The sequence below is a fragment of the Margalitia sp. FSL K6-0131 genome (assembly GCF_038008735.1).
Taxonomy (GTDB): Bacteria; Bacillota; Bacilli; order Bacillales; family Bacillaceae_C; genus Margalitia; species Margalitia shackletonii.
Genome location: NZ_JBBOZS010000001.1, coordinates 2,062,741 through 2,075,467, shown reverse-complemented (window position 1 = coordinate 2,075,467; position 12,727 = coordinate 2,062,741). Strand labels below are relative to the sequence as shown.

General features: G+C 35.1%; 12 protein-coding genes. 3 read left to right on the top strand and 9 right to left on the bottom strand.

The features are described 5' to 3' along the window. Nucleotides 1-49 precede the first annotated feature (49 nt). From lepA to gpr, 4 genes are all read right to left on the bottom strand, one after another. The gene (gene lepA, locus NSQ59_RS10030) at nucleotides 50-1,882 is read right to left on the bottom strand and encodes a translation elongation factor 4 (protein WP_055739222.1); all 1,833 of its coding nucleotides are present in this window, start codon (nucleotides 1,880-1,882) and stop codon (nucleotides 50-52) included. 294 nt (nucleotides 1,883-2,176) lie between these two features. After that, nucleotides 2,177-2,512, bottom strand: coding sequence for a DUF3679 domain-containing protein (locus NSQ59_RS10025; RefSeq protein WP_340830997.1), 336 nt, complete (start codon nucleotides 2,510-2,512; stop codon nucleotides 2,177-2,179). A gap of 88 nt (nucleotides 2,513-2,600) precedes the next feature. Next, nucleotides 2,601-3,809, bottom strand: coding sequence for a stage II sporulation protein P (gene spoIIP / locus NSQ59_RS10020; protein ID WP_340830995.1), 1,209 nt, complete (start codon nucleotides 3,807-3,809; stop codon nucleotides 2,601-2,603). A gap of 220 nt (nucleotides 3,810-4,029) precedes the next feature. Continuing rightward, nucleotides 4,030-5,154, bottom strand: coding sequence for a GPR endopeptidase (gene gpr / locus NSQ59_RS10015; protein WP_055739219.1), 1,125 nt, complete (start codon nucleotides 5,152-5,154; stop codon nucleotides 4,030-4,032). Between the two features lie 249 nt (nucleotides 5,155-5,403). Between gpr and rpsT the strand changes: the two genes are divergently transcribed. Next, complete coding sequence (gene rpsT, locus NSQ59_RS10010) at nucleotides 5,404-5,667, top strand: 30S ribosomal protein S20 (RefSeq protein WP_055739218.1); 264 nt, start codon at nucleotides 5,404-5,406, stop codon at nucleotides 5,665-5,667. A 46-nt stretch (nucleotides 5,668-5,713) separates the two neighbouring features. Here rpsT and holA read toward each other — a convergent pair whose 3' ends face one another. Beyond that, nucleotides 5,714-6,727, bottom strand: coding sequence for a DNA polymerase III subunit delta (holA, locus tag NSQ59_RS10005; protein ID WP_055741181.1), 1,014 nt, complete (start codon nucleotides 6,725-6,727; stop codon nucleotides 5,714-5,716). A 293-nt stretch (nucleotides 6,728-7,020) separates the two neighbouring features. On the opposite strand from holA, the gene NSQ59_RS10000 reads away from it, so the two are divergent. Then, entirely contained in the window at nucleotides 7,021-7,152 is a 132-nt protein-coding gene (locus tag NSQ59_RS10000) for a YqzM family protein (protein ID WP_083489260.1), read from the top strand. A 72-nt stretch (nucleotides 7,153-7,224) separates the two neighbouring features. Here NSQ59_RS10000 and NSQ59_RS09995 read toward each other — a convergent pair whose 3' ends face one another. Genes NSQ59_RS09995 through NSQ59_RS09985 form a run of 3 tightly spaced genes read right to left on the bottom strand, consistent with a single transcriptional unit; the run spans nucleotide 7,225 to nucleotide 10,789 of the window. After that, entirely contained in the window at nucleotides 7,225-9,516 is a 2,292-nt protein-coding gene (locus tag NSQ59_RS09995; RefSeq protein ID WP_340830990.1) for a DNA internalization-related competence protein ComEC/Rec2, read from the bottom strand. 48 nt (nucleotides 9,517-9,564) lie between these two features. Continuing rightward, entirely contained in the window at nucleotides 9,565-10,125 is a 561-nt protein-coding gene (locus NSQ59_RS09990) for a ComE operon protein 2 (protein ID WP_055739216.1), read from the bottom strand. Between the two features lie 49 nt (nucleotides 10,126-10,174). Next, entirely contained in the window at nucleotides 10,175-10,789 is a 615-nt protein-coding gene (locus NSQ59_RS09985) for a helix-hairpin-helix domain-containing protein (RefSeq protein ID WP_055739215.1), read from the bottom strand. 275 nt (nucleotides 10,790-11,064) lie between these two features. Here NSQ59_RS09985 and comER point away from each other — a divergent pair, with 275 nt between their 5' ends. Continuing rightward, nucleotides 11,065-11,886, top strand: coding sequence for a late competence protein ComER (comER, locus tag NSQ59_RS09980; RefSeq protein WP_055739214.1), 822 nt, complete (start codon nucleotides 11,065-11,067; stop codon nucleotides 11,884-11,886). 92 nt (nucleotides 11,887-11,978) lie between these two features. On the opposite strand, the gene NSQ59_RS09975 is transcribed toward comER, so the two are convergent. Then, a complete protein-coding gene (locus NSQ59_RS09975) occupies nucleotides 11,979-12,722 on the bottom strand; it encodes a class I SAM-dependent DNA methyltransferase (protein WP_340830986.1) in 744 nt (247 codons plus the stop codon). Nucleotides 12,723-12,727 lie beyond the last annotated feature (5 nt).

The window sequence follows — 12,727 nt, the reverse complement described above, 5'->3', positions numbered from 1 at the left end:
TAGAAAAGAGGGAGCACTAGTTGCTGCTAGATTTCTCCCCCATAAATTTTTATTTCGGATTATTATCATCCATCTTAAGAATAGCCATAAATGCTTCTTGAGGTACCTCAACAGAACCTACTTGCTTCATGCGCTTTTTCCCTTCTTTTTGTTTTTCAAGAAGTTTTCTTTTACGTGAAATGTCCCCACCGTAGCATTTTGCAAGTACGTTTTTACGCATTGCTTTAATGGTAGAGCGAGCAATGATTTTTTGACCCACTGCCGCTTGAACTGGCACCTCAAACTGCTGGCGCGGAATAATTTCTTTTAGCTTTTCCACTATTACCTTTCCACGTTCATAAGCAAAATCCTTGTGAACTATGAAGCTTAGAGCATCCACTTTTTCCGCGTTCAAAAGAATATCCATTTTCACGAGCTTCGAAGGTTTATATCCGATTAATTCATAATCAAAGGAAGCATATCCTTTTGTACTTGATTTTAATTGATCAAAGAAATCATATACTATTTCCGAAAGCGGAATTTCATAGATGACGTTAACACGTACATCATCCAAATACTTCATATCGATAAAATTACCACGCTTAGCCTGAGAAAGTTCCATTACCGCTCCCACATAATCATTTGGAACCATAATAGACGCTTTTACATAAGGCTCTTCTACTCTGTCAATTTTTTGAGGGTCCGGCATATTCGATGGGTTATCCACATTTATTTCCGTTCCATCTGTTAAATGAACTGTATAAATAACACTTGGAGCTGTTGTAATTAAATCAATTTTAAATTCCCGTTCAATACGTTCCTGAATAATTTCCATGTGCAATAGTCCAAGGAAGCCGCATCGGAACCCAAAGCCAAGTGCTTGGGATGTTTCTGGTTCAAATTGAAGGGAGGAGTCGTTTAATTCGAGTTTTTCTAAAGCCTCTCGCAAATCATTAAACTTTGCAGAGTCGATAGGATAAAGTCCGCAGTATACCATCGGATTTAATTTTCTGTAACCAGGCAGCGGCTCCGTTGCGGGATTTTTCGCACTGGTTATCGTATCCCCAACTCGTGTATCTCCAACATTTTTAATGGCAGCAGTTAAAAACCCTACATCCCCAACCGTAAGTTCATCACATAGTACCTGTTTCGGAGTATGGACTCCAACTTCTGTGACCTCAAATTCCTTGCCGGTTGCCATCATTTTAATTTTATCTCCTACTTTTACAGATCCTTCGACAACTCTAATATAAGCGATGACACCACGGTAAGCATCATATAAAGAGTCAAAAATCAGCGCTTTTAACGGTGCTTCAGGATCACCTGTAGGGGCTGGTACTTTTTCAACGATTTCTTCTAGAATTTCTTCAATACCGATTCCAGCCTTTGCTGAAGCAAGGACCGCTTCTGATGCATCCAAACCGATAACATCCTCGATTTCTTGTCTAACTCTCTCTGGATCAGCAGCCGGCAAATCAATTTTATTAATAACTGGTAATATTTCCAAATTATTATCAAGTGCTAAATAGACATTTGCTAATGTTTGAGCTTCAATACCTTGTGCGGCATCCACAACTAGGATTGCTCCTTCACATGCAGCCAAGCTTCTTGATACTTCATAAGTAAAATCGACATGCCCAGGAGTATCGATTAAATGTAGAATGTAATCTTCTCCGTCTTTTGCCTTATATTTTAATTGGACAGCGTTCAATTTTATTGTAATCCCGCGTTCGCGTTCAAGGTCCATCGAGTCTAGCAACTGAGCCTTCATTTCGCGAGACGATAACGCATTCGTTTTTTCTAATATTCGATCTGCCAAAGTCGATTTTCCGTGATCGATATGTGCAATAATAGAAAAGTTTCGAATTTTTGCTTGTCGTTGTAGTTTTTCTTCAAGGTTCATCATGTTTCACTCCTGTTAATCGACACATATACACTATTTCTGATTATATCAGCAGGCTTTTTAAGATTCAATAAGAAAAGCGCGGGCGCCTGTAGCTTCTAGCGCACGAATCTGTAAAATTGAAGTGCCAATTTCACCATCGCGTCTTGTGCGAGTTAAAGGAAACATAGCGAGGTCGTTCAAGAAGCTGATGTTTCATCCACAGCGAAAAAGACGCAGAAATCCGCTAGCCGCTGGCTGATTGCCCTAGACATAAAGAAAAGCATCCATCTCAAGATTGGATGCTTTAATAGATTATATAAAGGAAGAAGCAAAATCAATGATTTTTTCCGTGAGGGAAGAAACAATGTTTGATAGGACTTTTCCTAAAGAAGAAAATAGATTAAAGGCTTTAATATTTTGTAAATGTTCTTTTTTTTCATCCAAATTATGGGACGTTCTATTTTCCCCTGAAACGGAGCTTTCTATATTCCCAACGCTTTTTCCATGAATTTTAACGGGGGATTGTAATGTTGGATCATTATATCCTTTCATGTAAACCATTCCCTCATTAGCTTTTTTCATTCCTATTAAAACACCTACAAATAATAAGGCGATAAGAAAAGAACATTTAATAAAAAACCTTGTCATTTTAATCAATCCTTTATTAGAAATGCCTAAGTCGATAGTTATTTTCGCAAGACAGAATGAAACTTGTTAAATAAAATACCTTGTATTCTTAATTTTTTGCAGGTGGCTGTTTCCCATCTACTTTTTCTGCCTGCCAATAATAATCACTGAATACATCAGCAAGGGCAGTGACAGTTCGATACATTTCTTCAAACGTATTATCGACCCCACCAACCTCTATTAAAAAAGAATTAGACGATAGGTCTTGATTAAATTTACCATTCGTAGAGGCTCCTGCTTTTTGAATAATTCCTTTGCTTAAACCTTTATATTTTCTTTCAAGACGCGAATGTAATTCTTTAGCAAGCTGGACATTCTTTTCGTGATTAGGGTTTTCTCCGCCAATAATAAAGGAAATTTTGGCGTACGATTGACCATTGATGATTGCGGTAGTTTTTTTCTTTCGCTCGGAATCACGATGAATATCGATAAAATAATTAAGATCTCTATCTTGTGCCATTGCCGTTTGAACAAGTTCTCTTGATTCAAGATAGGATTGGCCATATTTCCAGCCCTTTTTTAACAGAAGGTTTTGAACATCCGTTTTATCAATCGTTGTTCCGATACCACGATCTTCTAATTCTTCTTTAAGCTTTTCTCCAACCATTGTGACATTAATTTTCGAATGACTTGCAGCATTTGGGTCTTTTATTCCTTTTAAATATGGCAAGTATGATTCACGTGTATGGGTAAAATATAGGAATACAACCTTCCTGTTACCTGTTGTTAACGCTGTATCTTGTTTTTTTTCCTTATTATCTCTTTTTTGTGTACCTGTAATGTTTTCTGTATTCTTTAAATCCGGATCTTTATTCGACTTAAATATTTTCTCCGGCGGAACAGATTCTATCGGAAGGTTTGTATAATCTGTACCTTCACCGGCTACGAGAATTTTGCTGTCAAACATATAAAATCCGGGAAGTTCACGTCCAATAAAGCTCCTAGGGTCCTTGAAACTAATGTTTGTCACCAGATTAAAAAGTATATTTCCGATAGGGATGGAATTCGAACTGTCCTCTAGGCTGGAACCCAAAACATGATTTTCCGATGCGATAAGATGATAAAGAACTTTTCCGGAAATATGTTGACTTGCATCCGTTACTAGGTTTGAATTCATTCTATATCCAGACTTAACCGTGGTTAAAATTCCTGTTAATGAAAAAATAAGTATTAGGGTTAGAACAATCGCTCCAGAGAATTTTAGAATACTGGACAACTGTAATGAAATAACAATGCTTTGATTTTTATATGGTTTCATTTGTTCCACCCTCTCTTTCTAATCTAGTACAATGTATGAAATTACTAGAGAAAGTAGAACAAATTAAACTAGATTTCACTTAAGTTCTTTTCTTAAACTATGTTGCTTTTATTAGCGTAAACCTTTTAAGTATCCTTATTTGAATACGAATGAAGATTTTTTAAGAAATAAAGTTTAAATTTTACAAAATAACTACGATCTATACGAAAAAGGCCATCACTTATCTAGTTTTAAAACCACTGTCTGTTTGATCAACTGATTCATGCAGAGCTGCATTTAACCCACTTGCTATTAAATTGGACATATCTTCTATAAACAAATCTACTTCCTTTGGCGTAACCATTAAATTATGTCCTAACGGTGCTAACACTTCATGGATAAGTCGGCGTTTTTCGTCTTCTTCAAGTGCTCCAATCATCCCCATAAACATCTTTCTGTGCTCCTCACCAGGTAAATCCTCTTCTGTTAACACTCGTTTTTCTCCAAATGTCATTCCCGATGGAGCCAGTGAACTGGATGGCCGTTTTTCTTCCCGCATTTCTCTTCCAAAATGTTTTAAAAGATAATCGATAGTGTCGCTGGTTATAGAAACAGCATCAACAACTGTTGGCACTCCAATAGCGATAACAGGCACACCAAGGGTTTCTTTGCTTAGTTCCTTTCTTTTGTTCCCTACTCCAGATCCCGGATGAATACCTGTATCGGATATTTGAATAGTAGCATTAACTCTTTCAATAGAGCGGGAAGCTAAAGCATCAATTGCAATAATAAAATCAGGCTTTGATTTTTCCGCAACTCCAAAAATAATATCGCTTGTTTCAATTCCGGTTAATCCCATGACACCCGGTGCTATGGCACTTACAGGTCGGTAGCCTTCCTCAACATTTTCAGGCTGAAGCTGAAATAAATGACGTGTTACAATGATATTTTCGCAAACCATTGGACCAAGAGCATCTGGCGTTACATTCCAGTTCCCCAGACCAACAATTAAGCAGCTTGCATCTTTTGGGATATTTAATTGCTTAAGAAATTCACTAAATTCGTTTGCAAAAACCTCTCCCACTTTTTGTTGTAAGACGGTATCATGTTGCCGAATACCTTGAACTTCAAGTGTTAAATAATAACCGGCTTTTTTTCCAATCACCTTTTCTCCCTCTTTTGTTATTTCCACTGAGGATATTTTAATATCATCAACTTTTCGATCTTTGACAATTACTCCTTCAATCTCTGTAACATCTTCATTTGATTTATTTTTCCGTTCCTCAACTGCCATATCGTGCGCTTCGAGGGCTAAATCGGTTCTTACTGAATAAACACTTAAGTCAAGCTGGTTTTCTCTTTTCAATCTTATTCCTCCTTATACTTTTAGAAGAATTTTATACATAATTTACATGATTTCCTTTCCAGAAAAAAATCATTCATCATAGAAAGAATTCACCATTTCAAAAAAAAGGTTGAAGAAAATCCTACGTGCAGATTAATTCTGTTTTTGTCTAATAGTATTGCATTATCACCGCTCGTTTGATAAAATATCACTTGTTCTTACTGTGATAGTCGAGTAGTGAATGTTTATTACTCGTAGGAGGTGAAATAAATGCCAAATATTAAATCTGCAATTAAACGCGTTAAAACAAGTGAAGAGCGCAACGCTAAAAACTCAGCTCAAAAATCAACAATGCGTACGGCTGTAAAGAAATTCGAAGCTGCAGTTGTAAATAACGATGATAACGCTAAAACATTATTAGCTACTGCTGTTAAGCAACTTGATAAAGCTGCATCTAACGGTCTTATTCATAAAAACGCTGCAAATCGCCAAAAAGCACGCTTAATGAAAAAATTAAATGCTGCTAATGCATAATAAAAACGATCCAATTATGGATCGTTTTTTCTTTATTCATTATTTATTAACTGCCATGAATCTTAAATAGCAACATTTCAATAATCATGGATTTTGTTAAAGCGCTTGTCTTCATTTGATAATCCGCATCAGCAAGCCACATCATAATCTTATTTAGTTCTTCTTCCGAAAACATTTTTGCTTGTCCCGCAGCAAGTTTTATTCTAAAAGGATGGATTTTAAGAAAATTAGCAATCTGTTGCTGACCGTATCCTCGTCTCATTAATTCATTTGTTTGATATAATAACCGGAATTGACCTGCCAAAATGGAAAGAATTTTTATCGGTTCTTCATTTTGCTTTAAAAGGTCATAATAGATTCGTAATGCTTCCTCCATATTTCGATTAATTACTTTATCGACAAGTGAAAAAATATTTTGTTCCAATGATTTGGAAGCTAATATCTCAACTGTATGCTTATCTATTACATCCTCGGAATATAGCGACAATTTATCTATTTCACTTGCCAGCATCATTAAATTTGTGCCGGAAAGAGTTAATAACATTTCCATAGCATCGTCGTTAATTTCGACTTGGTTTGCACCTGCCCGATGGCGAATCCAAGTTTTTATTTCCTGTTCACTTAATTTTTTTGCCTCAAAAACTTCTGCAGATCGCTTTAGCAGTTTTGTAATTTTTTTTCGTTCGTCTAATTTTTCATAAGGTGCAACAAAGACAATGGTACTGTACGGAACAGGTTCTTGCAGATAAGCCTCTAATTTTGAAATATCATGCTCTACCTTTGACTTTGATTTTTCAGAGGTTAAAAAAAATGGATTATGTAAGAATATCAATCTTTTCTCACCCATAAAAGGAAGTGTTTCTGCATCCTCGATTGCTACTTCTATAGGAACTTCTTCCAAGTCATAAGAAGCAAAATTAAAGTCTAATTCCTCTTCCGTTAACATATTTTTCAATAATTTTTGCTTTGTCTCATTGATTAAAAAGCTTTCCATTCCATATAATAGATATATCGGCGAAAATTGCTTGCGTTCTATATTTTTCCAAATGTCAATCATCAGTAGCCTTCTCTCCATTTTTTAAAATCTTATCTCTATCGTAAAAAAGGATGATGAATTTGACAAGTGGAGATTAACTCCCGAAGAAGAGTCAATCTCCATTATCTATTATAAACGCTAATGAAAAAGGCCTAGGATACTTTTTCATTAACGGAATAACTCGGGTGTACTAATATTTTCACCTACAGGTTAAAAAGTATTTGTGTTAACTCTTGTCAACGAAGGAAATTGGACGGTTACTATAGCTTTTTCAAAACGAATCGTCTATACTAAAGTGGAAATAGGAGGGGTTGAGAGTGAACCAATTTGAAAAGGATGTACAGTATAAGGGAAATGACGCAATTGATTCAGGTATTGGATTTGGAGTGTCTTTTGCTTTCTTTGCAATTATGTTCATTATCGCAACTGTCATTAAGCTCGTTGGTTAAGAACAATGAGTTTGCGAAGGAGTTTGCTGCATGCAAACTCCTTTTTTCCCAACAAATAAATCATACATTATTTTATGGAAGTACCGTATGAATCGTTCCATTATTTTCTTTAAATTTATATATCACTTCACCTTCTAAATCCGTTCTAAATATGGTTATATTATTTTCTTCTAAACGTTCCAGCACTTCCTTATTCGGGTGACCATAACGATTGTTCTTTCCTACTGATATAATCGCAACCTTAGGATGAATGCTTCCCAGAAAAGGCAGAGAAGTAGATGTTTTGCTGCCATGATGACCAACCTTTAGAACATCAGCATGAAAATGATGAGATTTGATTAGCTCCTGTTCTCCTTCTTGCTCCAAATCTCCAGTAAATAACCAGCTTTTCCCGCCAAATATTGCAAACATCACTAATGAATCGTTATTCCCTTCATAATGGAGATCAAATGGAGAAACAATCCGAAAACTACCATCCTTCATTTTCCAGCCAAATCCATCTTTCACCTCCGTAATTGGTGTGTTTTCCTTTTGAAAGGCTTTTAATATTTCATACATTAATGGTTTCTTCCAAGAATTTGGAGATATATAAATGTGATTTACTTTAATATTTCCCGCCAGTTCTTTCGCAGCACCTATATGATCCGCATCACTATGCGTTAAAATTAATTTATCAATTTTGCTTATCCCCTTTCCTTTTAAAAAAGGAACTAAAATATCTTTTCCTACTGAAAATGGATGCTTTTTCTGTGTCCAATCAGGTACATCAAACTGAATAGTCCCTCCAGTATCGATTAAATATGTTCCCCGATTGTATGGAAGCCGAATCATAATGCTGTCGCCCTGACCAATATCAATAAAATTAACTTCACCATATGGATTCAAACATTTTGCCGCCATATAAAAAGGAATAAAAATACAAAGTGGCATTGCTGCAACATAAATTTTTTTGCCTTTTTCCCACTTATAAAACAAATATAAAATTGCCATGATAATGAAAATCAATACCCATATACCCGGTCTTCCGATAATTAAAACCGCCCATTTAAAATCAAGAAATTGTGCGATCTTTTCTGCAAAATAAAGAATGACCAGCAGGCATTTATTTATTAGATTAAAAGCAAACGGCAATAAAAATAACATTAAAAAGGTAAAAATTAACATCGGTAAAATAACAAAGCTGTAGAGGGGAACATAGAAAAGATTACTAAAAATACTGATGATGGAAATTTGATAAAATTGGTAAATCATAACAGGAAGAGCAGAAATTTGAGAGATAAAGGAGATTGCCATCAATTGCAAAATACTATTTTTATACTTCACCATGATATTTGGAGTTGATAAAAGAATGGATAGACTAACAATGAAGGAAAGCTGGAACCCAACGTTAAAAATGATAAAAGGATCTTTCATTAAGAAGAGTAAAAAACTAATAGATAGTCCATCAACTGAAGTCAAGGACAATTTGGAATGAGAAGATAAGAGGATGATGATTAACATGATGGAAGCACGGATCACAGGTGGATTTGCCCCACATAAAATAGTATAAAGGGGCAAGAACAAAATAATAACCCAAGAACTAGTTTCTCTTGTCAAACCTATCCGGATAAGAAAATAATAAAATCCTACGTATATTAAAGATACATGAAGCCCAGATATAGCTAATAAATGGACTATTCCTAAGCGTTGATAACGGGAATATTCATCATCCTCAAAATCCATTCGGTCTCCAAAAAGAAGAGCTTTTGCATATGGAATAATTTCTGGAGGATATTGTTGTTCAATTTTCCTCAACGAAGCTTCACGCATCCGTTTTATTTTATACAATATTCCCTTTCCATCATCCGTGCATTTTTTGAATTCATTTACTTTTAAGACCCAATGAATATTTTGCCTAAATAAATATTGTTTATAATTAAATAAATTTTCATTTCTATTTTTTTCAGGAATGGATAAATTACCAAGTACATGGCACGAAACACCTGATTTAACATTTTGCTCTAAAGATTCTTTTTCTGTTTCACTTACTATTGTATAACCAAGTACCAGATTCTCTTTTCTATCTGTTTGGACAGTCGAACTTAATTTGTTTCCATCTATAGACGGTTTATTTGGAAAGGTAATATAAAATTCACTTTGATTTAAATGAAAATGGGTCTTTTTATGGGCCGCATTATGAATAAAACTTATTGTAAAAAAGAGAAAATAGGTTAATACGGTCATTATGATGAGATTTCTTTTTTTAGTGAGGATACTCCGAAGACAAAATAAATGAAAAATAATGATTAAACCCCAATGAACATGTAATGCAAACGATGTCGCACTTAAGGCAGCAATCGCCAAATAAAACCAATACCCTTGCATATTCTCTCCTTTGCATACCAGGTGGAGACACTTAGCCCCACCTGCAATTTATTTAAACAATTTTTCCGCTTGATTTTGCAGAGAAGCCAGTTCCCTTCCCTCCACTCCATTTTCCTCTAGCAATTTTAATATAGAATGTACAAAATCCGCTTTTTCGTTGGCAGCTAGATCTAATGAATTTTGATCAAATGGGACTTGCTCTACGTGTACTCCCGCCTTTTGGAAGAGTTCAATTGCATATGGATGATTTTTGTAATCCTCCGCATAATAAACCGCCTTAATACCAGCCTGAATGACTGCTTTACAGCATTGTAAGCATGGGAAATGAGTAACATATATTTCAGCACCATTTGTCGGGACCCCAAATTTCGCACATTGAAGAATCGCGTTCATCTCTGCATGAATTGTTCGAACACAATGATGATCAATGACGTAGCAACCTTCATCAATGCAATGCTCTCCGCCTGCAATGGAACCATTATATCCACCTGCAATAATTCTTTTATCACGAACAATCGTAGCGCCAACTGTTAACCGTGTACACGTACTGCGTGAAGACAATAAAAAGCTCTGCGCCATAAAGTACTGATTCCATGAAATTCTCTCCATTTACTTTTCTTCCTTTCCGTAATCAAAGCTTGTCTCTATTAGTGTAACATTATTGTACTGTAATAGAATCCTTTAATTTCTCAAATGTTTTATCTCCAATCCCAGTCACATTTGTAAGCTCCTCCACTTTTTTAAAACCTCCATTCTTTTCTCGATACTCTACAATTGCTGCTGCTTTTGATGGCCCAATACCCGTTAAGGTTTGTAATTGCTCTAAGCTTGCGGTATTTAAATTGACTTTGCCATTATCTTGATTTGGAGACATTGTCGTAATATTTATATCAGGGTCAGGGGATTCACCTTTCTTCGGTACATATATTACCATTTCATCATGAACCTTCTCTGCCAAATTTACTTTCCTTTGATCTGCCTTCTTCAGAAATCCTCCAGCCTTTTGAATTATATCTAAGACCCTGTCATCTTCCTCTGCATCATAAACTCCCGGATGCAATACAGCTCCTTTCACATCAATAAACATTTTTCCATTTGCAGCCTTTTCCTGTTGATTATTTTCATCCTTTTTCACTTCATCAATTGGAGAGAATGAAAAATTGGTATCCCCCTCTTCATTTGATTTTTGTTGATAAAAATAAACGCTTATTGCTATTCCAATGACAGCAATTCCTAAAATAATGATTTTCTTTTTTAATAATAGTTCTTTCATATGAACCACCTTTTCACAGAGTAGTATAATGTTGTGATGAATATTCACATTGAAAATGACATAGAGTTTTATGAAGGATTACTAACGACAAAATAAAGGTTAATATCAACTATAATTTTCTCGCAAGGTGTGTTTTCACAATATTTTCAAAATCCAAAATTAAACTTATTAAAAAGAATATCCATTCTACACCAAACGAGAAAGTTAATAAGATTTTCTTTTTGTAAAAGCAAAAAGTATAAGAAAAGAGCCTTTCGTAAAGGAGGAGAGAAAAAATGAAAATAGGTATCATTGGAACTGGAAATATGGGGACTATCTTGGTGGAATCCTTCGTAGACAGTAAGGCAATTTCTCCTTCCAATCTTTATATTATAAATAGAACGTCAGCAAAAGCTAAAAAACTGCAGAACAAATATCCCTTAATCCATATTTGCAACGATATTCCTGAGATAATTCATACATGCGACTTAATCTTCTTGTGTGTAAAACCATTAGAAATGCATCCGTTATTAACAAAATACAAAGATTTATTTTCGAAAGATAAATGTTTAGTTTCCATTACAAGTTCCGTTTCTGTTGAACAACTCTCATCCGTCACTCAGTGTTCATGTGCAAGAGCTATCCCAAGCATAACAAATAGGGCACTAGCAGGGGTTTCCTTATTAACGTTTTCACCGACTTGTGACGAATACTGGAAAAGAACCATTAAAGAATTACTAGCATATATTTCTATTCCCCTTGAAATAGATCAGAATATTACACGTGTTTCCTCAGATATCGTTAGCTGCGGCCCTGCTTTTTTTAGTTATTTAACACAGGCATTCATCGATGCAGCGGTAAAAAAGACAAATATTGATACATCTACTGCAACTATTTTAGCGGGAGAAATGCTCGTAGGGTTAGGTGACTTATTGAAAAAAGGATTCTATACTCTTCCTACATTACAGGAAAAGGTTTGTGTAAAAGGTGGTATTACGGGAGAAGGAATAAAAGTCTTGGAAAACGAGCTTGGTGATGTTTTCGAAAACATTTTTATCGCTACTCATGAGAAGTTTAACGAGGATGTTGAAGCTGTAAAAAAACAATTTGGGGTTTAGCTATTACAAATTATTCTACATTTTTTCCAAATTCCCTTCAAAACATATGAAAATTTTTAAATAAAATGAATGGGGGCTGATATCAGCCCCCACTATTTTTTACATGTAAAAAAGATTCTTTCTGAAGCATTATCCGGACTGTTATGTTGAAAATCAGCATTTATATCCAATATTTGAAAGCCTGCTGATTTTAACCACTGCGAATAATCGTTTTCCGTAAATGTACGTTGTACATGCAATTCATCAATACGGCTATATTTTTCTGTTTCCTCATCATATAGAAAAAAAGTGAGCTCGTGTTCAACAGAATACGGATATTCTCCTTCAAAACAGTTCCATATAAATGAGACATTATCATCATTATCTGCAAAGGTTTGGTTAATGAATATATTTTCTATTTTATGAATGGAATGAACATCAAACATAAATAGTCCATCTTTTTTTAAATGGGAATACACTCTGCGAAATGTTTCTTGAACTTCTTCAGGGCTGTGTAAATAGTTTAAAGAATCGCAGAAAATAGTTGCAATATCAAAACTGCCAAGACCATCAAGCTCGCACATATTTTGCTGGAACAAAGAAATATTTACCTGATTCTGCACCGCCTTTTGATTTGCAACGGTAAGCATATCTTCTGATAAATCAACACCTGTTAGCTTAAATCCTGTTTTAGCAAGCCTTACTGACAATTCCCCTGTACCACAGGCTATTTCAAGTATTTGATTCCCGGGAGCAGGATTTTGTTGAAGTTTTGTTTTTAAAAAATTCACCCATTCATCATACGGTACATCCTGCATCAGATAATCATAAACGTAAGCAAATCCCTCATATGCCACATTCA